Below are 21,491 nucleotides of genomic sequence, written 5' to 3' on the forward strand. Positions count from 1 at the left end.
TTGGCTTTCGCCCAAAAAAAAATCCGAATCTTAACTGATTCGGAATTTTTTTGATCTAAAGTTTTAAATTTACATTCTGTCAGGAACATTAATTCCCAGTAATTTAAACGATGCCGCAATAACCTCGGCTACTTTTTTAGACAGTTGTACTCTGAACTTTTTCTTTTCTAAATCCTCTTCCCCTAAAATAGGAACGGCTTGGTAAAACGAATTGTACTCTCTTACCAAATCATAAGTGAAATTTGCCAAAAGCGCCGGACTATGATGCTGGGCTGCATTTTGAATTACTTCAGGAAAAAGCTCCAATTGTTTGACCAATTCTTTCTCTTTTTCATGTAAAATATCTATTTGTGCATTATTTGAGTAATCAAAATTTGCTTTGCGAATTATAGATTGAATACGTGCATAGGTATATTGAATAAACGGTCCCGTATTTCCAGCAAAATCAACAGACTCTTCTGGATTGAAAAGGATTCGTTTCTTAGGATCTACTTTCAAAATATAATATTTCAATGCTCCTAAACCGATGGTACTATACAAATTCGCTTTTTCTTCCGGTGAATACGTTTCTAACTTTCCTAAATCCTCGGCTATTTTTTGAGCTGTAGCGGTCATTTCCTGCATTAAATCGTCGGCATCTACAACAGTTCCCTCACGAGATTTCATCTTTCCTGATGGTAAATCTACCATTCCGTATGACAAGTGGTATAAGTTTTTTGCCCAATCAAAACCTAATTTTTTCAGAATCAAAAACAACACTTTAAAATGGTAATCTTGCTCATTTCCTACAGTATATACCATTCCGCCAACATCTTGCATGTCTTTCACACGTTGAATTGCCGTACCAATATCCTGAGTCATATAGACAGCCGTACCATCTGAACGCAACACAATTTTACGATCAAGACCTTCGTCAGTTAAGTCAATCCAAACAGAACCGTCAGGATCTTTTTCGAAAATTCCTTTTTCTAACCCAATTTGGACTACATCTTTCCCTAGTAAATACGTATCACTTTCGTAATAATACTTGTCAAAATCAACTCCTAGATTCTTATATGTAATGGCAAAACCATCGTAAACCCATTGGTTCATTTTGGCCCACAATGCTTTCACTTCAGCATCTCCAGCTTCCCATTTTTGGAGCATTTCTTGGGCTTCAAGAATAATCGGAGCTTGTTTTTTAGCTTCTTCTTCTGTTTTCCCTTCTTGCATTAGTTGATTAATTTCCTCTTTGTAGGCCTTATCAAATGCCACATAAAAGTTACCAACTAATTTATCTCCTTTTAAGCCTGAAGTTTCAGGAGTTTGATTGTCACCAAATTTTTGCCAAGCCAACATGGACTTACAAATATGAATACCTCTATCATTAATGATTTGAGTTTTATATACTTTTTTACCCGAAGCTTTGATAATTTCAGCTACTGAATATCCTAACAAATTATTACGAACGTGTCCTAAATGCAAAGGTTTATTGGTATTTGGAGAGGAATACTCAACCATAACGGCTTTATCATTTGCCGAAGGCGTCACAAAACCATAGGTGGCATTATCTTTTATTTCTGCAAATAGGTTTAAGTAATATTGATCGGCAATTACAATATTCAAGAAACCCGAAACTACATTGAAACGGCTTACTTCAGCTAGGTTTTCGACTAAATAATTTCCAATTTTATTTCCTAATTCTACAGGATTACTCTTTACTAGTTTCAACAATGGAAAAATAACCATGGTAATATCTCCCTCAAACTCTTTACGAGTGGTTTGAAACTCCACCTTTTCAATGGTCACGTCAAACAAGGTTTTTATTGCGTTTTCTATTGCGGGTGTAAGAACTTGTGGTAAAGTCATTTTATATTTTTTTTGAGATTGCAAATATAGTCATAATCAAGGAAATTGAAAATGGGATATTGACATAATTTACAACTCACAATCAGACCGATACACTAAAAATACAAAACAAATCAAAATTGCATAGAAATTAATGTAACAATTATACTTCAAAACAGTCTACTATGATGGTTACTGTGTTCTCAACTATTAATTAAATGTTAAATAATACATAAAACAGTATTATGTTTAACATAGTATTATATAAAAGAATACATTTGCCTCATCAATCAAATCAATCAAATCAAATTAATCATGAAATTGAAACTATCAATTATCTGCTTTATGGTAACGCTGTTTACTGTACAAGCACAAACTTCAAGTAAAACCTCGCCACTTGAAAACTCTGGACTAATCACCGGAAAAATAATCGACAAGCAAACTAATGAACCGCTTGGATATGTCAATGTAGTTGTAAAAGAAGACGGTAAAGTGCTAACCGGCGAAATTACCTCAGAGAAAGGACTTTTTAGCATTAAAAATTTACCTTTAAAAAAGTATACCGTTGAAATTCAATTTATGGGATACAAAACTGTTTCTAAACCAGTTGTACTTTCTATAGATCAAAAATCAGCCAATCTCAACACCATAATTCTAGAAGAAGACGCTATACAACTTAAAGGAGTCGAAATTATAGCAGAACGCTCAACCATTGAACAAAAAATCGATCGAAAAGTGATTAATGTGGGCAAAGATTTGACTACCGCAGGAGCCACAGCATCAGAGATTATGAGTAACATCCCCTCTGTAAATGTAGATCAAGATGGCAAAATTTCCTTGAGAGGTAATGAAAATGTACGTGTTTTAGTTGACGGAAGACCCAGTAACATTGAGGCTTCGCAATTATTAAAACAAATCCCATCAGCCTCTATCAAAAAAATTGAACTTATTACAAACCCAAGTGCAAAATACAATCCTGAGGGAATGTCTGGGATTATCAATATTGTTTTACATAAAAATACCAATAACGGCCTGAATGCCAGCATAAATTCTGGATTAACATTTGCCCAAACTCCAAAGATTTCCAACACCCTGAACATGAACTACAGAACAGGAAAAGTGAATTTTTTCTCGACTTATGGAAATAATTTTGGCATCCGATTTAATGAGGGTATGATATCCAGATTAGATGATAATTCCAATCAAATTTTTGATGTAAAAAACGACAACAAGTCACACCTTGTAAAATTTGGAATGGATTATTACATCAATGATAAAAACACCTTGTCTGGCTATACCAACCAAAATATTTTTAAGAGTGATGGTATAATAGATATTAGTGTCGTTAATCCTAACGCTTCTCAAAATATACTTTTAAATTCAAAATACCTCACTGACAACACAGATGGGACGTATAATGTAGCACTAAAACACCTAACAAGTAAAGAGGGAGAAACACTTGATTTAGAAGTGAATCACAGTATTTTCTCTGAAGATCAAATAGCACGTTTTCGCAACACCTATACCAATCCTAGCATACCAAGTAGCGCTTATGATGATTCCCTTGGCGAAAAAAGAAAAAGCACGATTGTAAATCTTGATTACACAAATCCGCTTGACGAAAAAACAAAATTAGAGCTTGGTGCAGAAAGCAGAAATTTACGCACCGATAACGATTATGCTACTAACAACGCCGCTTTGACAAATTCAAAATACACGTATGATTTAGACATTTATTCGGCTTATGCGACCTATGGACAAAAATTCAAAAAAATTGGTTACCAATTGGGCGCACGTTTTGAAAGCTATCATGTAAAAGCAGTGCTAAACGGCACCGTCGCTTATAAAGATGATTATTTTACAGTGTATCCATCTGCGTCTATGACGTACTCACCATCTGAGAAAAACCAACTTCAAATTAGTTTTAGCAGACGTGTAGACAGACCTGGAATAGATCAAACAAAACCCCTGAGAGAATTTAGTTCGCCTAGATTAACCTCTATCGGAAATCCGGAATTGGACCCACAATTTACAAACTCAATAGAATTTAATTACACAAAGACACTTTCAAAGGGATCTTTAACTACCGGATTGTTTGTAAGAAGCATTCAAAACGAAATCAACCGAATCATTTATCCAGATCCTCAAAATCAAGACCAACAAATTTTAAGTTTTGACAACTTTGACAACAACACTGCCTATGGATTTGAAGTTTCTATGAATTATAAAATTAATAGTTGGTGGGATATTCAACCTGCAATAGATTACTCAAACATCAACCAGAAAGGACTTGTATCTCAAATAAACACTGCTACAAACTCATTCGATTTGGTTACCAAAGAAGTTGCCGCAGCAGCATTTAATGCTCGTTTTAATAGTAATTTCAAAGCTAGTAAAAGTCTACGTTTTCTATTATTTGGTTTTTATAGATCTGGAGTTGATGGTGTTCAATTTAACAACAAAGAAATGTACAAAATTGACGCTGGTGGACGCTACTCTTTCTTGAAAGACAAAGCTACATTAAGCATCCGTTTCAATGATATTTTCAACACCATGAAAGCAGGTTTTGAGGGTGAAAATCCGTATCCACAAAGAGGTCAATTTAGATGGGAAAGTCAATCCGTATTTGTAGGTTTCAATTATGCTTTTGGCGGAGGAAAAACTAAAAACCTGCAGCGCAAACAAAGAGAGGACAATACCAAACAAGGCGGAGGTCTGTTCTAGAAAAAAATAGTATTACAAAATTTTCATTTTTGATAGTATATAAAAAACATGATGAGTCAGTTGCCTATTTTATCAACTCAATTGTCTAATTTGTTTTTGAATTCAAAAATGCTTTTCCAATACTAAAAAGTTAGTTTTAATAGTTTGTTACCCAAAAAATTCGGAGTATGCCACTCCGAATTTTTTATTTTCATTAAGATTTATTATTTCAAAAAATAAGAAGCATCAATTAAGCGATTTCCTGTTGCATCATGTACCGCATAATTAAAACCACCTTGAATACAATACGATCCGTACTCCCCTTTTTTGTTCAAGGCTATAAAACCAACTTGAATATCTTTTAGATTTTTATTTCTTTTTTGGGTCAAATTTACAATTCGCATGACTGCCTCTTCACATGCTTTTTGTGGAGACTTCCCTTGTCGCATGAGTTCTACCACCAAGTGACAACCTGTAATTCGTATTACTTCTTCCCCATGACCTGTAGCAGTGGCAGCGCCAATTTCGTTATCTACGTAGAGACCTGCACCTATTATAGGCGAATCTCCTAAACGGCCATGCATTTTAAATGCCATGCCACTTGTGGTACATGCACCAGATAAATCTCCATTGGCGTCAAGCGCAATCATACCAATGGTATCGTGATTTTCAATATTAGCAATAGGTTTGTAATCACTGGTTTTAAGCCATTCTTTCCACTCCCGTTCTGAGTCTTCTACTAGTAAATTTTCTTTAACAAACCCTTGCGAAACAGCAAATTGAAGCGCCCCATCTCCAACGAGCATTACGTGAGGCGTTTTTTCCATTACTGCACGTGCCGCAGAAATGGGATGTTTTATAAACTCTAAACACGCCACAGATCCAATATTAGCATTTTCATCCATGATACAAGCATCCAGAGTAACTCGGCCATCGCGATCTGGTCTACCGCCATAACCTACGCTTCGCTCTTTTGGATCAGCTTCGGGAATTTTCACGCCAGCCTCAACAGCATCCAGCGCTTTCCCATTATTTTTTAAAACCTCCCAAGCAGCCACATTCGCTTGCATACCGAAATTCCAAGTTGAAAGCACAATTGGTTTGTTGATTTTCTTGGGTTCAATACTATTTTCCTTTTCTGCATTGCCTTTGAACGCTTGCAACGCAAAAGCTGCAGAAGCAAGAGCTGTTGTTTTTAAAAAATTTCTGCGGTTTGCCATAATTAAAGAGAGTTAGTATTTGAAATAACTGGAGTATAAAAATAGCTTTTATTTTCCAAAAAAAAAGTCCGTACAAATTTGCACAGACTTTTTTATCTTATTTTTGATTACCCTCATTAATCTAGGGTTTCATTTACCATTTGATAATTGCACTAGCCCAAGTAAAACCACTACCAAAAGCAGCTAAAACTACTGTATCACCTGATTTTATTTTTCCTTTTTCCCAAGCTTCAGTTAAAGCAATTGGAATAGAAGCTGCGGTTGTATTTCCGTATTTTTGAATGTTGTTGTACACTTGATCGTCTGATAGATCAAATTTCTTTTGAATGAACTGAGAAATTCTCAAATTTGCTTGATGAGGAATCAACATATCAATATCTGAAACTTGTAAGTTATTCGCTTGCAATCCTTCATTAATCACTTCGCTAAAACGAACTACAGCATTTTTAAATACAAATTGTCCGTTCATGTAAGGGAAATAACTTTCGTCGTCTGGATCATTATCTGCCAAAATATCAGTCACCCAACGGCCACCCATTCCAGGAGCTTTTACAACTAATTCCTCAGCATGTTGCCCTTCAGAATGTAAGTGTGTAGACAAAATACCTTTGGTTTCATCTTCTTCTCTACTTAATACAGCGGCACCAGCTCCGTCTCCAAAGATTACCGAAACACCTCGACCGCGCGTAGTCATATCTAATCCAGTAGAATGTACCTCTGAACCAATTACCAAAATGTTTTTATACATTCCTGTTTTAATATATTGATCTGCAACAGATAAAGCATATATAAAACCCGAACATTGATTACGAACATCAAGAGCACCAACTGTTTTTAATCCTAAATCACGCTGTACAAGAACACCTGGACCAGGAAAATAATAATCAGGACTTAATGTTGCAAAAACTACAAAGTCAATATCTTCCTTAGCAACACCAGCACGTTCAATTGCTATTTCAGCAGCCTTCACTCCCATTGATGTAGTTGTGTCCTCCCCTTTTATAATGTGGCGTCTCTCTTCAATACCGGTACGCTCTTGAATCCATTCATCGTTGGTATCCATGATTTTGGATAAATCGTCATTTGTAACCACGTTTTCAGGCACATAATAACCCAATCCTGCTATTTTTGAATGATACATATTATTGTTGTTTTATTAAAATCAGATTGCAAATTTAGAACTAACTCTAAAATTCAGGGTGCTAAAATACCACTTTTTTAGCAAATTACAAGTTTTAAGGATTTTGAAGCCTTGTAAACCGTCAACTCAATTATCATAAATGAAATACAAAATGACAGTATTTATGAAAAAAAGAAGATTCTTGTAAAGTTTAACACAACAAATGTAACAACAATGCAGTTAAGCAGACTAAAAATAGATACTATTGAAGCTAATTTAAAATCATTAAAATTATGAAATTAAAAATATCCTTACTTTTTTTCGTTGGCATGAGTTTACAGACTTTTGCACAGGAAAATCTAACCTACCAAAAACCGTCTCCATCTATCTTGACTCTTGCTGATTATGAAAGAGCTCCATCTGTTTCAATGGATACTAAAAAAGAATACCTTTTATTATCTTATCGTAATACTTATAAGTCGCTTGATGATTTAAATCAAGACGAACTTAGACTAGGTGGGTTACGTATTAATCCTACTACAAACATTTCAAGTACGGTTACCTATGTGAACAACTTAAAAATTAGAAAAGTAAAGGATCAAAATGAAGTACAAGTTGCTGGGCTTCCACAAAATCCACGTATCAGTAATATTTCTTGGTCACCTAATGATTCAAAAATTGCATTTACGCATACTGCCGCAACCGGTGTTGAGTTATGGACTATCGATGTGGCATTGGCTACAGCCAAAAAAGTAACCGAGGCAAACTTAAATGCAAATATTGGAAGTCCATTTATATGGATGAAAGATAACAATACACTTCTTGTAAAAATGCTCCCTAAAAACAGAGCAGCCTTGCTAGATTCTAAAAAAGATTTACCGACAGGACCAATTATCTCTAACGCTGACGGATCTAAATCTCAAAACAGAACCTATCCTGACATGTTGAAAAACATGAATGACGAGATCAATTTTGAGAACATTATGACATCCGAATTGTACAAAATAACTCTTGATGGCACAGCAACTCTCTTTAAAAAAGCAGCTATGTACGCAGGTGAAAGTTTCTCACCTGATGGAAATTACTTGATGTTAACAACCATTCAAAAACCATTTTCTTACATAGTTCCGTTGAGCCGTTTCCCATCAAAATCAGTGGTGTTTGACAAGGACGGGAATGAAGTTAAAACAGTTAATGAAGTACCCTTGACCGAAATTATCCCGAAAGGTTTTATGGCCGTGCGAAAAGGAAAACGAAACATGAGCTGGAGAGCAGATAAATCTGCTACACTAGTTTATGTAGAAGCACTTGATAGTGGTGACCCAGCCAACAAAGTTGATTTTAGAGATGAAGTCCTGCTATGGAACGCACCTTTTACCACTCCTGCAAATACGCTTGTAAAAACACCGCAACGTTTTAGCGGCATTATGTGGGGTAATGAAAATGTAGCGGTACTTATGGATGAATGGTATGATACGAGAAACACAAAAACGTACCTCATCAATCCTGCAGCTCCAGAACAAGCACCTAAAGTAATTTTTGACCGAAATTCTCAAGATGTGTATGCAGATCCTGGAAATTTTGAAACGCGCAAAAACGAATTCAACAGATATGTACTGGCTATAGAAAACAACAAAACTTTTTTAATAGGTGCTGGTTTTACAAAAAATGGACAATTCCCTTTTATTAGTGAAATGGATTTAAAAACATTGCAAACTAAGAGATTATACACCTCATCGTACACGGACAAAAAAGAAGATATTCTTGAAATTGAAAACTTAAAAGAAGGTACGGTTTTGGTCCAAATTCAGTCTAAAAATGAATATCCAAACTATTACTTGAGAAACATCAAACAAAAAAATAAACTAACACCTATCACCACTTTTCAAAATCCTTTTGAAAGCATTAAAAACGTGAGTAAAGAAGTTATTAAATACACTCGTAAAGATGGAGTTCAATTATCTGGAACCTTGTATTTACCTGTAGGATATGACAAGGTTAAAAAAGAAAAAATGCCATTATTAATTTGGGCTTACCCAGCAGAGTACAAAGACAAAAATTCTGCGGGACAAAGTACGCAAAACCCAAATGAATTCACTTTCCCAAGTTACGGTTCGTTTGTGTACTGGGTAACCAAAGGTTATGTGGTGTTGGATGATGCTGCTTTCCCAATCATTGGTGAAGGAACTACAGAACCAAATGATAATTTTATCACACAACTTGTTGATAATGCTGAGGCTGCTATTAATGCAGTTGATGCTTTAGGATACATTAACCGTAAAAAAGTAGCTGTGGGCGGACACTCGTACGGCGCCTTTATGACAGCTAATTTACTAACACATTCTAATTTATTTGCTTGCGGAATTGCCCGCAGTGGTGCTTATAATAGAACATTGACTCCTTTTGGTTTTCAAAGTGAGCAACGCAATTACTGGGAAAGTCCAGAAGTGTATACAGCGATGTCTCCGTTTATGAATGCTGGAAAAATGAAAACACCAATGTTGTTGGTACACGGTGAAGCAGATAACAATCCTGGAACGTTTACCTTGCAAACCGAACGTTACTTTCAAGCTCTGAAAGGACTTGGAGCTCCAGCACGAATGGTGATTTTACCAAAAGAAGCGCATGGATATGTAGCTAAAGAAAACATCCTACACCTATTGTGGGAACAAGATCAGTTTTTAGAAAAACATTTGAAAAACTAAACGCAGCTTAATCAAGCCCAGTTTTTAAACACAAAAATCCCCGAAATCAAATCTGGTTTCGGGGATTGTTTTTATATCAAAAAGAAAAGAAAAATCTAGCTTTACGCTAACATCAAGTTGACTTCTTGATTAAAGTCTAACTCCGTGTCATGCTCAAAGAAAATAGCTCTTCTATCAAAAGCAGCTTTAACTAAAAAATGACTCCCTCTAAAATAGCATTGCTTGACAACTGCTGTCATTTTTGCATTGTCTACTACTATTAATTGATGCGGATATAACAATAAATATTCGTCATCAGCCGGGTCAACATCTATAATTTGTGACAGCATAAACTCATTGACTTCACCAAAAAGAGAAGCTACATATTTATTTGCCGGAAGTTCATACAAGGCTCTTGATGGGCCTTTGATCACTACTTGTCCTTGCTGCAAGACAATGGTCTCATCTGCAAATGATAAGGAATCCACACTATCATGTGTGGCTATGATGCAGGTAATTCCTTTCTTCTTTAAATAGGCAAACAAATTGCGTCTTAAAGCATTTTTTCTAAAATTATCAATATGACTGAAGGGCTCGTCTAGCAATAAAATTTCTGGCTCTAGGGCCAAAGCTTTGGCTAAGGCTACCCTTTGTTGCTGTCCACCACTTAAATCTTTGGCTTTTACTTTGGCAAAATCCGTCATTTCTACCATTTCGAGTAGCTCTTGAATTCGGAGTTTTTTTAAAGGTAAAAAAGCGCTCGACAAAAACTTACCCACATTTTCCTCTACAGTAGTGTACGGCATTAAATCAAAATCTTGAGCCAAGTATTTAATATAATCAACGCCCGGAATCAAGTTGTATTTGGGACCTAAAATGGGTTTTTCGTTGTAACTAATTGATCCACTATTGAGATCCAGTAAACCATAAATCAGTTTGAGTAAGGTACTTTTTCCGCAACCACTTTCCCCAATTATAGCAATGTTTTGCCCTTTCTCAATAGTAAAATTAATATCTGTTATTACAGGCTTGTCACTATAAGAAAAGTGTATATTTTTTATTTCTAGCATCATCAAAAATTAAAGTGCAAATTTACAATCTTTAAATCAATTTTAAGCACAAAAAAAGCTGCTTCTAGAAAGAAACAGCTCTTGTTTTTAAAGTACTTTAAGCTTATTTTTTCACTTCAGCTTCAGCATCTTTAATCATTTTTTCGTTAGCTGTAATAGCAAACTCTACACGACGGTTTTGGCTTCTACCTTCATTAGTTTCATTAGAAGCAATAGGATCAGCAATACCCATTCCTGTTACTTTAAATCTAGCTGCAGAAACTCCTTTGCTTGACAAGTAATTACGAACAGATGCTGCTCTATCACCTGAAAGCTTCAAGTTATAATCCGCTGGACCTGTACTATCTGTGTATCCGTAGATAGTAATGTTAGTATCTGGATATTCTCCAAAAACAGGAACTAATTTATCTAGATTTGCTTTTGCAGCAGCAGTCAAAGTAGATTTGTTCGTATCAAAACGCACTGCATTTTCATTCAAAACAAGTTTAATTCCTTCTCCTACACGTACTACTTCAGCACCTGGAAGAACAGCATCAATTTGACGTGCTTGCTTGTCCATTTTGTTACCGATAGCGCCACCTGCAACACCACCAATAACTCCTCCTAGTACAGCACCCATAGCACCATTACCACCTTTTCCTAAATTATTACCTAGAACTCCACCTAGAACAACACCTGCAACAGCACCTATTCCTGCTCCTCTTTGAGTTTTGTTTGTGTTTTTTACAGCCTCACAGCTTGTAAAAATAGAACCTAAAACCATTATTGTTGCTATAGCAACTACTGAAATCTTTTTCATGTTATCTTATTTTTTAGTTAGTTTTTTGAAACTGATATACTACATCGGTCATTTTTCCTGCTACATCTATTTTATCTACTAGTTGAAACGAAGTTTCCGTTTGATTAGCAAGACCTAAAATATAACCATCTCTCACTTTTCTTGCTTTTTCCCCAGCGTCTAAAACTTTTAAAACAAACTGACCTTGATCGTTTACAAACCAAGTAATTGGAGAGCTAAAAGCAACACAATTCGTTTTGGTCAAAGCCATAGTCCCTTTGTTATTGTTTGATACAAATTTCCAAGTACTTCCTACAAAACACTCTGAGTCTGCTAATTGAAAACTATTTACTTTCACATATTGAGATCCTGGATATGTTACTGCACTAATAACCCAGTCTCCTTTAATGGCTACTTGCGATTTTCTATCTGTTTTGGTACTCGTAGCTGATGTTGACTTGCAAGCAAACATCAAAACGGCTATAGCGCACACTAAAATAATTTTTTTCATTTTGATACATTTAATGAATTAATACTTACACAAAGGTACTACGCATTTTTGAAATTATGTTTCACAATTTTAACATTTTGTATCATAATTAACGCTTACGCCATTTTGTCATCCTTTTTACAATTGGTATTCTATTTGAAAGCTTGATTGGTAACCAATTTAATTTTAAAATTTAAAAAATATGACAACAGGTAAAATTAATGTTTCAGTAGAAAACATCTTTCCCTTAATCAAGAAATTTTTATACAGCGACCACGAAATTTTCTTGAGAGAATTAATTTCGAACGGTACCGATGCCACCTTAAAATTAAAGCATCTTATCAGCATTGGCGAAGCCAAAGTAGAATACGGCAACCCAATGATCGAGGTAAAAATTGACAAAGAAGGAAAGAAAATCCACATCATCGATCAAGGTTTAGGAATGACAGCTGATGAGGTTGAAAAATACATCAATCAAGTCGCTTTTTCAGGAGCCGAAGAGTTCTTAGACAAGTACAAAGACTCCGCTAAAGATTCTGGAATTATAGGACATTTTGGTCTTGGTTTTTACTCTGCTTTTATGGTAGCTGAGAAAGTAGAAATCATCACTAAATCATTCAAAGACGAGCCTGCTGCGCACTGGACTTGTGATGGTAGCCCAGAATTCACTTTAGAACCAGCGGATAAAACTACACGTGGTACTGAAATTATTTTGCACGTTGCTGAAGATTCTTTAGAATTTTTAGAAGATGCCAAAATCAAAGATTTGTTGAACAAGTACAACAAATTCATGCCTATTCCAATTAAATTTGGAACCAAAACACAAACATTGCCGAAGGCAGAAGACGCTCCAGAAGATGCCGTTGCCGAAACGATTACCGTTGACAACATCATCAACAACCCAAATCCAGCTTGGACCAAACAACCAACAGAATTGGCTGCTGAGGATTACAAAACCTTCTACCACGAGTTGTACCCAATGCAGTTTGACGAACCGTTATTCCACATTCATTTAAATGTAGATTATCCGTTCAACTTAACTGGTATTTTGTATTTCCCAAAATTAGGTTCTGATTTGCAAATCCAAAAAGACAAAATTCAGTTGTACCAAAACCAAGTGTATGTTACCGATAACGTAGAAGGAATTGTACCTGAATTTTTAATGATGTTAAAAGGTGTGGTAGACTCGCCAGACATTCCGTTGAACGTATCTCGTTCTGGACTTCAAGCTGATGCTGCCGTTAAAAAAATCTCTAACTACATCACGCGTAAAGTTGCTGATAAATTAAAATCATTGTTCACAGAAAACCGTGAAGATTTTGAGCAAAAATGGAACGACATTAAAATTGTCTTGGAATACGGAATGTTATCCGAAGACAAGTTTTATGAGAAAGCAGGTGCTTTTGTACTTTACCCAACCGTAGATGGCAAATTCCATACTCTGGAAGAATTAAAAGAAAAACTAGCTGCCACACAAACCGATAAAGATGGTAAACTAGTTATCTTGTACGCTGGAAACAAAGATGCGCAGCACTCTTACATTGCAACAGCCAAAGATAAAGGATACGAAGTATTGTTACTAGACTCTCCAATTATCTCGCACTTAATCCAGAAAATTGAAGGCGACAACAGCAACCTGACTTTTGTACGTGTAGACTCGGATCATATTGACAACTTGATCAAGAAAGACGAAACTACCATTTCAAAACTTTCAGAGGAAGAACAAACCAGCCTAAAAACCGTTCTAGAAACCATTGTACCAAAACAAACGTACAGCGTACAACTAGAAGCGCTAGACAGCAACTCGGCACCATTTATCATCACACAGCCAGAATTCATGCGCCGTATGAAAGAAATGAGCCAAAGCGGCGGTGGCGGAATGTTCGGGATGGGCAACATGCCAGAAATGTACAATTTAGTGGTGAACACCAACTCTGAATTGGCCAGCAGCATCCTAAACAACAAAGACAAAGACGCTCAAGAAAGCCTAGTAAAACAAGCGCTAGACCTAGCCAAACTATCTCAAAACTTGCTAAAAGGCGAAGCCTTAACCGCATTTGTAAAAAGAAGTTTCGAGCTAATTAAATAAATATTAGATTTTTAGATCGTTAGATCTTAGAGTAAACCTGCAAGCGACCCCGAACTATCGGGACTTGCAGGTTTTTTTTTGGAGCAGATCAGCCGTTTTCAGCAGGCGTATACTCCCGCTATACGCTATAATCTTTGCTTTTGGCTGCCGCCACCGCAAAGGATTTCCGCTGCTATCGGGGCTATTTGAGACGGATAATTTTTACAAAGTCGTTTTTTTAAAACACAATTTGTAAGATTATTTTAATATATTTGAGGGATGAATGAGGTAAGATCGAACATTTTTAATTCAGCTTGATTGGGTGGTGCTGGGAAGGTTTGTTACATCAATGAATAATTTATAAGGTATTTATACCTAAAAAAATCGAAATATGATAAATATAAACTCAGATAAAGATTTCTTTGACAAAATCAATGTCACAGAAGAAAAAACATACCCAATATTTTTAACTGAATTAAAGTTTGAACCATTTAGACATATTTCAGAATTAAAAATTTGCTTTAAAAATCCTATTTCAATAATTTCAGGAACAAATCGTTCAGGTAAGTCAACTATTTTAATGGCTTTAGCATGTTGTCATTATGATTTTTTGAAGAGAAATCCTAAAAATGGTAATTTAGAAAGACATACTTGGGGTTCTTTAATGAAGACAACATCGCACGATATTCAAAATGAAGATTGGACATATTTCATTACTTATAAAACTGGAAAAAAAATTGAAACTAAAAGGGGACAAAGAAAAAAAAACACAAAAAAATGGAATGGAATTGGCAAAAAAGAAAGTCAATTTACTCATAGACAAGTTATTTTTATAGATTTAGATAGAATTGTTCCTGCTAGGTTTTACAGTGACAAAATGTATAGTTTAGCTAAAACAGCCACAACACAAGCAATATCAACTACAAAAGTTTCAGAAATAGAAAAATATATGTCCTTTATTCTAGAAGAAAAATTTGAAATTAAAAAAATTGCTCAACATTTAGATAAAGAAACCTTCGAATATAATAATCAAAATCATTATTCAAGTTATAATGCCGCAACAGGCGAAGAAGTATTAACAAGAATTATTATTGACATCGTTGAAGCTCCAAAAAATGCTTTAATATTAATTGATGAGATTGAAATGGGTCTACACCCTAAAGTTCAAAGAAGATTAATTGATGTAATTAGAAATATTTGTACGATAGAAAACAAACAATTTGTTATTACAACTCATTCAGGTACAATTTTAGATTCGGTAAATGATTCTTCTAGAATTTTTATTGAGAAAAATCCAAAAGGAGAATACAAAGCAATACAAAACATAAGTGTTAGTGCTTCATTGTCTAAAATGGATTCAAAATCTTATCCTCTTATTGACTTATATTGTGAAGATCTTGAGGCAAAAAAAATCATTAAGGAAGCAATAAAAGCAGTTGAAATAAATAAAAATATTAATAATTTTTCAGAATTAATAAACATTATTATATCCGGCAGTGCTGACAAGACTTACACTCACTTTATATCTCACATGGAAACGTATGAATTAAAAAAAATAAAATCTGGATTTGCTTGTATTTTAGATGGAGACATGAAAAATATGAAATCAAATAAAGGTGCTTTAACTTTTCCTCCGACAGAAAATTTACACTTTTTGTTTTCAAATGAATGTCCCGAAAAATTTCTAACTAGAGCTTATTTAAGTGATAATCCTAATGTAAATATTGAGTATTATTTAGAAAATGAAAACCCTCATTATTTATTTAAAACAATAATAGAACATTCAACTTTAAAAGATATAAATGAAGTTTTTGACCATTGTTGGAGTTTAATAATAAAATCGGAAAAAGGGAAAATATATTTTGAAACTTTACAATTATTTTTAATAAATATGGTAAAAAAATACTCGCCTGAATTATAAAACAAATCGTATCCCAGCAGCTCGAAGTATTTTAAAAAAAACGTTCTTAAAATGTTGAGCTCCGGTGCTAATGCATTTAGCTATACGCTAAAAATTGGGATGCGAGGTCAAAGACATTCGCGTAGCAGCTAGATGTAGGAGAGTTTCACAGCCAATTCGTGACGAATTGACGCTTTCGTTTTCAATCAAAAAATAAAAGCAGAAACTTAAAAAACATATCGCCCGAACGCAGGTTATCTCTAAAAGACTTTTTCGCATATCCGAGTGATTGAATAAAACTTGAAACGCTTCTCTTGAAATTGAATCAAATTTTTTTAAAATGAAAATAGTAATTAAATTATATTACCTGATTTTAATCACAAATATTGCTGTATTACCAATTATTTTTTTATTTACTGCATATAAGCAATATTGCTACATAACGGGCAATTATACAGAAAAAATGATGAGGGTAGAAAAATGTATTAGTGGATCTAATTCAAAAAGAATTTCGACTTCTATAGAAGGCAAAATAAAACATCAAAAAGTATCATTTGGATTATACGACAATCATTCTTATGATTTTATGTCTTATTTGAATAAGGACAAAGAAGAAATAGCGTTGAATTACGATGATTTAAAACCATTAGAATTAGATGTAAGAGTTGTTCAATTTGGCACTTCAGATAATGTGTTATTTATAAAAAAAGAAGAAACAAGAGAAGAGGCTACAAAAAGGAATTTAACCCCTTGGATTGTGATTGAGATATTTTCGTTTGGAGCATTATTAATATTATATATTCTAAAAAAAATAAGCTATTGCGAAATATCGGAACTAAAAATTGGAAGTAAAAATGCTAAAAAAAACAAATCGAATTAACTAAAAAACCCTCCCACAACAGCTAGTCAACGGATTTGGGCAATTGACTTAATGGAAAAATGGTTTTGTATTTGAATGATTTGGCAAATCCGAAGAATGAGTTTAATTTAGTCCCAAACCCGCTGTAGTACCAAGACGTTAGCAGTAACTTTTGCGCAAAAATCGAAAAAATTTGAATTCAATACCAATTATTGGTATCTTTGATAAAATAAAAATTATGGCACGAAATACATCAATATTATTAGGAGACTATTTTGAAAACTTTATCAATGAACAAATTTCTACAGGAAAATATAGTTCAGTAAGTGAAGTTGTTAGAACTGCTTTAAGAGTTTTTGAGCAAGAAGAAATTAAAACAAAATCTCTAATCAATGAACTAAAAATTGGTGAAAAGAGTAGTAAAATCAGAAATTTTGACCGCAATAAAAATCTTGAAATACTAAAAGCTAATTTTCAAAAATAATGCCCGAGTATATAATTAGTGAAAAGGCATTAGAAGACATTAATAACATTTGGATTTATACGGCAGAAAATTGGTCTGTTGAACAAGCAGATCGATATTATAACTTAATCATTGACGAAATTGAATATATCGTCGATAATTTAGATATGGCTCGTGACTTTGAGAAAATTAGAAAATCATATAGCTACTCAAAAGTAAAATCACATTTAATTTTCTTTAAAAAAGACAAAGCAAATGAAATTGAAGTCGTTAGAATTTTACACGAAAGAATGAATATTGAAAACCGATTAGCGGAATAAATAAAAAAGCCATCTGCTAATCGAGTAGACAGCTCCCCAGCTGCTCGAAGTGTTTAAAAAAAACGTTCTTTAAATGTTGAACTGCTATGCGCGTATATTAGAACTATACGATAAACCTTGCGATGCGAGGTCAGAGACATTTGCGTAGCAGCTAGTTCTAATAACATTCTGTTCTAAAAAGGAAGACTTCAGGAAGCGGGCAAGTTTTGATAACATTCTGTTCTAAAAAGCAATACATCTGGGAGCAAATACTTTTTATGTATCACTATTTCAAGACTACACGAAATAATTTTAATAAAGCTTTCAGGTAATATTCTTGAAAGCTTTTTTATTTAGAGACAATAAATTATTATTTTTACTTACAAAATGCAACATACTAAAAAAGCAAAATAGTAACCCATGGAGAACAAACAATGCCTAAACTGTGAACAAGATGTTTCTGGTAATTATTGTCAGAATTGCGGTCAAAAAAGCAATACACATGCCATAACCTTAAAGCATTTTTTTGCCCACGATATCATACACGGAGTATTCCATTTAGAAAAAGGAATCTTCTTTACTTTAAAAGAAACATTTATAAGACCTGGGCAAGCAGCTTTGGATTACATTAATGGCAAAAGAGTAAACTACTACAATGTTTTTGCACTCACTTTAATGCTAATCGCTTTGAATATTCTAACGGTTCATTATTATCATGACCTGAATCCGCCATCAGTTTCTAAAAATACAAATGAAGGAATACAATTAATGAACTTCTTATCGAATAATGTAAAATTGATTCTATTTGGATTCGTCCCATTACTTGCGATAAATGCTTTTCTGATTTTCAAAAGACTGAAAATCAACCTAGCGGAGCATTTCATCATTGCAGGAATAAATTTGTTGGGAATATTAGTTTTGTGTTTATTTGTCAACTTATTGTCACTTTTGAGAGTATTTGAGGAAATAAAATATTTTTTAGATATTTTAAAAATCATTTATTTTTTCTTGATTGTTTTGTTTCCTTTTTGGGTCTATTTTAATGCGGCCTATAAAAAGTATTCCATGGCAGGGTTTATATGGAGAATAATTGTGTTTTATACACTTCTGTTTTTTGAAATTGTAGTTATAATGTCACTTATTGCAAAAATCGTTACTAATACTACATCCATTAAATTACACTTCAATGCATAAAATTATTTCTGCTACTACAAAGTTTATTGAATTAGTAAGCATTATCCAAAAGACAAAAACTACGAAGTAACGCCTTGGTATGAAGCTTTAATGAATGTTAGAAAATACATGGATACAAAGTATTTTTTTGATTTACTATCTAGAAATCGTTCTTGATAAGAAACATATTTAACGCCAAAAAAATTAAAAACCATTTTGGCTATTTGTAATAAAAATATTATTTATACATTTGATACAATACGCAACTTAATAGTAACAATCTACACAACTATAGGTGTAAAGTCCAAAATTTGTAGTGCATATATACAAATTGGCAGTTACTTAAAAAAATGAAAGAGTAATGATAGCAAAAAAGATGAAATTACTAGTTTTAATAGTCCTATTTTCCTTAAAAATTAATGCACAAGAAAATCAATTTACAAGAAGCTCAATTAAAACTGGAATTGGCGCAGGAGTAAATGAAGGAATCGAAGAAAGTGGATTAGGTTTTATTTATTCAGTAGGTTATCAAAAAAGTTTTGGAAAAAAAGAAAAATTCAGAATTAATCCGAATTTACTATATGGAGGTTTTAATTCAAACGGAATAACTGATACTCGAGAACAATATTTCAGAATTACTTCACTTGGGATGAATGTGAATTATGATTTGATTAAATACAAATCAGTTTCTTTATTAATAACAACAGGAGGATTTTTAAACTATTCAAGAGGTTTATTTGGTACTGGTGGCGAAAATAACATAAGAAATTCAAGATATTTCAACCAGCTCTATTTTGGTGGAACTGCTGGAATTGGAATTAGAATAAACTCACCCGAAAGTAGGTTTTCGTATGAAATAAAGCCGTTAAATTTACAAATTGGTAATAAAGGTTTTGTTCTTGGATACTTAATGTTTGGATTGGACATCAAAATAAAAAAATAGCTAACTTACTTAGCTTATAAAAAAAGTCGTAGCGTTTGAAATGTGGCAAATTTTATAGATCGAAGCAATCAAAAAATAGCTTAATGTAGTTCTAAATTCCGTAGTAAAAATGTAATTAATTAATTTTAACAAAAATGAAAACACGTAACACCATAATATTAATGCTGTTTTTTAATTCGATAGCATTCGCTCAAGTTTCAAATGAAACCCACAAAAAACAGATTCAAAATTTAGTACTCGAATCGTTTGATGAAATCTGGTCCAAATTAGAAGCTAAAAATATTGAGAAATACTATACCAAGGATTTCCTGCTTTTGGAACACGGCGAAGTGTGGAATAACGATACCATTGCAAAGTATTTGAATACAGCCAAACTCAATTTACCCATGCCTAAAAGAGTAAATACTATTGAAATTATAGACATCAAAGTTTCCAACAAAACGGCTTGGGTGGCCTATCACAACTATGCAACCATTTCTGTTGATGATAAAATTATTAGAAAAGCACATTGGCTTGAAAGCGCTACGGCCATTTTAACTGATAAAGGCTGGAAATTTGATATGCTACATTCTACTAGAGTGAAAAATGAGTAACAAAACGCTAATAAATATCGTATCTATAATTAAAGTAAAAAAACTAACAGTGTATAGTTTTATTAAAGATTCAAAGGATTAAAAATATAGCCTATAGAAATTATAGGAATACGCAACAAACAATTTTAGAAATATATTTAAAATTGATTTAGAATTTAAAGAAGCTCGCCGCATCTAGTTAGCTATACCCTTAAACCAGTTGATGAACTATGTCTTAGAGTCATGTTTATTTTAAATACTATGTTCTGGTTTAAAGAAAACTGAAATATCACAAAACCTTTATTGCCAAAAAAATAAAAACTCCAATACAATAATGGAGTTTTTTTATTTTAACGTGGATGGGAATAAAAATAGTTAATAACAATAAATTATTCAGGCTTCTAATGCTCCTTTATTGAGGTATAAAAGTATTGTTTCTAACCACTCTAAAACTTCATCTTGATTTTTAAAATACCTATTTGCCAAAAAACCAATTTCATCAAAAAAAGCATTTTCTTCGATAATTTTCTCCAATTCATTTTTAGTAACCATTACAATTTCCTGTGGATTACTACTAACAAATTCATGAACAACTTGTTCGTCTGTTAATTCATCCAAATCTGCATCAGGAAAATATCCGGTAAGAAACTGTGATAAATTAGTATATTCTTGGCTAAGTGACATAATTTTTAAGATTTAAAGTAAAAAAATAACGAATCCAAATATATAAAATTTTGATTCGTTATTTATTGAAGAGATACGCTTGAAATTTAGTTAGGATAAGAAGTCAAAACATAATAACCGTTTGGCGCAGTAGATTTTTTTTCTAATACTACGATAATTCTTTTTGAAGCTACTGGTGATGATGCCCCACGTTTTAAAACAACCCCAACATTAACTGAATTAGTATAATTTATCGTATATCTGCTTGTGCTATTCGAAGACCAATTTGTTAAAGCTGTTTTATTTGCATTGATGCCATTAAGTATTGCTTGCTCAGCGCTTGTAACTGTACTGTATGTACTTGCAGCACTTATAGAACTAGTATTCAATCGGTTTTGAAGATAAGCTGTTGTTTTTCCAACATGTCGTTCAAGTGTATGACCCCCTAAATTTTCTTGTTGTGTTAAAAAATCACCTACTCTTTGAGTACTTGAAGCCTTAGATTTCTCTTTTACGTCAACAGATTGTGTTGCATTTTGATTAAAGTCAACGTCATCATTTTGACAAGAATAAAAAGAGATAGCAGTTAAAAAAACAGCTATAAAAAGTTTAATAGAACGGTTTGATTTAAAAATTTTCATGAATTAGATTTTAAATTA

Annotated in this window: 18 protein-coding genes; 10 read left to right on the forward strand and 8 right to left on the reverse strand. The window is 33.4% G+C overall.

The features are described 5' to 3' along the window. Positions 1–69 precede the first annotated feature (69 nt). Positions 70–1,848, reverse strand: coding sequence for an arginine--tRNA ligase (gene argS, locus AC061E_RS04980; protein ID WP_478285283.1), 1,779 nt, complete (start codon positions 1,846–1,848; stop codon positions 70–72). A 294-nt stretch (positions 1,849–2,142) separates the two neighbouring features. Between argS and AC061E_RS04985 the strand changes: the two genes are divergently transcribed. Then, the gene (locus AC061E_RS04985; RefSeq protein ID WP_478285284.1) at positions 2,143–4,551 is read left to right on the forward strand and encodes a TonB-dependent receptor; all 2,409 of its coding nucleotides are present in this window, start codon (positions 2,143–2,145) and stop codon (positions 4,549–4,551) included. 203 nt (positions 4,552–4,754) lie between these two features. Here the strand turns inward: AC061E_RS04985 and AC061E_RS04990 are convergent, their stop codons facing one another. Further along, positions 4,755–5,750: an isoaspartyl peptidase/L-asparaginase family protein gene (locus AC061E_RS04990; RefSeq protein ID WP_478285285.1), complete on the reverse strand. Its 996-nt coding sequence runs from the start codon at positions 5,748–5,750 to the stop codon at positions 4,755–4,757. Between the two features lie 133 nt (positions 5,751–5,883). Next, positions 5,884–6,891, reverse strand: coding sequence for a 3-oxoacyl-ACP synthase III family protein (locus AC061E_RS04995; RefSeq protein WP_086454068.1), 1,008 nt, complete (start codon positions 6,889–6,891; stop codon positions 5,884–5,886). Positions 6,892–7,163: 272 nt separating this feature from the next. Between AC061E_RS04995 and AC061E_RS05000 the strand changes: the two genes are divergently transcribed. After that, positions 7,164–9,575: an alpha/beta hydrolase family protein gene (locus AC061E_RS05000; protein WP_478285286.1), complete on the forward strand. Its 2,412-nt coding sequence runs from the start codon at positions 7,164–7,166 to the stop codon at positions 9,573–9,575. A gap of 101 nt (positions 9,576–9,676) precedes the next feature. On the opposite strand, the gene AC061E_RS05005 is transcribed toward AC061E_RS05000, so the two are convergent. From AC061E_RS05005 to AC061E_RS05015, 3 genes are all read right to left on the reverse strand, one after another. After that, positions 9,677–10,624: an ABC transporter ATP-binding protein gene (locus AC061E_RS05005; protein WP_478285451.1), complete on the reverse strand. Its 948-nt coding sequence runs from the start codon at positions 10,622–10,624 to the stop codon at positions 9,677–9,679. Between the two features lie 103 nt (positions 10,625–10,727). Then, the gene (locus tag AC061E_RS05010) at positions 10,728–11,423 is read right to left on the reverse strand and encodes a YiaD family glycine zipper/OmpA-like lipoprotein (protein WP_478285287.1); all 696 of its coding nucleotides are present in this window, start codon (positions 11,421–11,423) and stop codon (positions 10,728–10,730) included. A gap of 13 nt (positions 11,424–11,436) precedes the next feature. Then, positions 11,437–11,913, reverse strand: coding sequence for a hypothetical protein (locus AC061E_RS05015; protein WP_478285288.1), 477 nt, complete (start codon positions 11,911–11,913; stop codon positions 11,437–11,439). Between the two features lie 181 nt (positions 11,914–12,094). Here AC061E_RS05015 and htpG point away from each other — a divergent pair, with 181 nt between their 5' ends. The 8 genes from htpG to AC061E_RS05055 all read left to right on the forward strand — a co-directional run bounded on the left by htpG (position 12,095) and on the right by AC061E_RS05055 (position 20,190). Next, complete coding sequence (htpG, locus tag AC061E_RS05020) at positions 12,095–13,981, forward strand: molecular chaperone HtpG (RefSeq protein ID WP_478285289.1); 1,887 nt, start codon at positions 12,095–12,097, stop codon at positions 13,979–13,981. Positions 13,982–14,351: 370 nt separating this feature from the next. After that, the gene (locus AC061E_RS05025) at positions 14,352–15,881 is read left to right on the forward strand and encodes an ATP-dependent nuclease (protein ID WP_478285290.1); all 1,530 of its coding nucleotides are present in this window, start codon (positions 14,352–14,354) and stop codon (positions 15,879–15,881) included. A gap of 319 nt (positions 15,882–16,200) precedes the next feature. Further along, positions 16,201–16,740: a hypothetical protein gene (locus tag AC061E_RS05030; protein ID WP_478285291.1), complete on the forward strand. Its 540-nt coding sequence runs from the start codon at positions 16,201–16,203 to the stop codon at positions 16,738–16,740. A gap of 217 nt (positions 16,741–16,957) precedes the next feature. Next, a complete protein-coding gene (locus AC061E_RS05035) occupies positions 16,958–17,203 on the forward strand; it encodes a type II toxin-antitoxin system ParD family antitoxin (RefSeq protein WP_210788973.1) in 246 nt (81 codons plus the stop codon). Further along, positions 17,203–17,502: a type II toxin-antitoxin system RelE/ParE family toxin gene (locus tag AC061E_RS05040; protein WP_478285292.1), complete on the forward strand. Its 300-nt coding sequence runs from the start codon at positions 17,203–17,205 to the stop codon at positions 17,500–17,502. The genes AC061E_RS05035 and AC061E_RS05040 overlap by 1 nt, the downstream gene beginning before the upstream one ends. A gap of 399 nt (positions 17,503–17,901) precedes the next feature. Beyond that, on the forward strand, positions 17,902–18,675 hold the full coding sequence (locus AC061E_RS05045; RefSeq protein ID WP_478285293.1) for a DUF3667 domain-containing protein: 774 nt from the start codon (positions 17,902–17,904) through the stop codon (positions 18,673–18,675). A 355-nt stretch (positions 18,676–19,030) separates the two neighbouring features. Beyond that, on the forward strand, positions 19,031–19,597 hold the full coding sequence (locus AC061E_RS05050) for a hypothetical protein (RefSeq protein ID WP_478285294.1): 567 nt from the start codon (positions 19,031–19,033) through the stop codon (positions 19,595–19,597). Positions 19,598–19,731: 134 nt separating this feature from the next. Continuing rightward, on the forward strand, positions 19,732–20,190 hold the full coding sequence (locus tag AC061E_RS05055; protein ID WP_478285295.1) for a DUF4440 domain-containing protein: 459 nt from the start codon (positions 19,732–19,734) through the stop codon (positions 20,188–20,190). Between the two features lie 372 nt (positions 20,191–20,562). On the opposite strand, the gene AC061E_RS05060 is transcribed toward AC061E_RS05055, so the two are convergent. Beyond that, positions 20,563–20,853: a contact-dependent growth inhibition system immunity protein gene (locus tag AC061E_RS05060; RefSeq protein WP_478285296.1), complete on the reverse strand. Its 291-nt coding sequence runs from the start codon at positions 20,851–20,853 to the stop codon at positions 20,563–20,565. An 86-nt stretch (positions 20,854–20,939) separates the two neighbouring features. Beyond that, positions 20,940–21,473 (reverse strand): RNase A-like domain-containing protein, encoded by a 534-nt coding sequence (locus AC061E_RS05065; protein WP_478285297.1) that lies wholly within the window; start codon positions 21,471–21,473, stop codon positions 20,940–20,942. Positions 21,474–21,491 lie beyond the last annotated feature (18 nt).

The organism is Flavobacterium sp. GNP011 (assembly GCF_056428925.1).

Bases quoted from the DNA above. Each gene is read 5' to 3' on its own strand.
- AC061E_RS05030 (WP_478285291.1), top strand. From the start codon at position 16,201: ATGAAAATAGTAATTAAATTATATTACCTGATTTTAATCACAAATATT.
- AC061E_RS04990 (WP_478285285.1), bottom strand. From the start codon at position 5,750: ATGGCAAACCGCAGAAATTTTTTAAAAACAACAGCTCTTGCTTCTGCA.
- htpG (WP_478285289.1), top strand. From the start codon at position 12,095: ATGACAACAGGTAAAATTAATGTTTCAGTAGAAAACATCTTTCCCTTA.
- AC061E_RS04985 (WP_478285284.1), top strand. From the start codon at position 2,143: ATGAAATTGAAACTATCAATTATCTGCTTTATGGTAACGCTGTTTACT.
- AC061E_RS05035 (WP_210788973.1), top strand. From the start codon at position 16,958: ATGGCACGAAATACATCAATATTATTAGGAGACTATTTTGAAAACTTT.
- AC061E_RS04995 (WP_086454068.1), bottom strand. From the start codon at position 6,891: ATGTATCATTCAAAAATAGCAGGATTGGGTTATTATGTGCCTGAAAAC.
- AC061E_RS05055 (WP_478285295.1), top strand. From the start codon at position 19,732: ATGAAAACACGTAACACCATAATATTAATGCTGTTTTTTAATTCGATA.
- AC061E_RS05000 (WP_478285286.1), top strand. From the start codon at position 7,164: ATGAAATTAAAAATATCCTTACTTTTTTTCGTTGGCATGAGTTTACAG.
- AC061E_RS05010 (WP_478285287.1), bottom strand. From the start codon at position 11,423: ATGAAAAAGATTTCAGTAGTTGCTATAGCAACAATAATGGTTTTAGGT.
- AC061E_RS05050 (WP_478285294.1), top strand. From the start codon at position 19,031: ATGAAATTACTAGTTTTAATAGTCCTATTTTCCTTAAAAATTAATGCA.
- AC061E_RS05065 (WP_478285297.1), bottom strand. From the start codon at position 21,473: ATGAAAATTTTTAAATCAAACCGTTCTATTAAACTTTTTATAGCTGTT.
- AC061E_RS05025 (WP_478285290.1), top strand. From the start codon at position 14,352: ATGATAAATATAAACTCAGATAAAGATTTCTTTGACAAAATCAATGTC.
- AC061E_RS05005 (WP_478285451.1), bottom strand. From the start codon at position 10,624: ATGCTAGAAATAAAAAATATACACTTTTCTTATAGTGACAAGCCTGTA.
- argS (WP_478285283.1), bottom strand. From the start codon at position 1,848: ATGACTTTACCACAAGTTCTTACACCCGCAATAGAAAACGCAATAAAA.
- AC061E_RS05060 (WP_478285296.1), bottom strand. From the start codon at position 20,853: ATGTCACTTAGCCAAGAATATACTAATTTATCACAGTTTCTTACCGGA.
- AC061E_RS05040 (WP_478285292.1), top strand. From the start codon at position 17,203: ATGCCCGAGTATATAATTAGTGAAAAGGCATTAGAAGACATTAATAAC.
- AC061E_RS05015 (WP_478285288.1), bottom strand. From the start codon at position 11,913: ATGAAAAAAATTATTTTAGTGTGCGCTATAGCCGTTTTGATGTTTGCT.
- AC061E_RS05045 (WP_478285293.1), top strand. From the start codon at position 17,902: ATGGAGAACAAACAATGCCTAAACTGTGAACAAGATGTTTCTGGTAAT.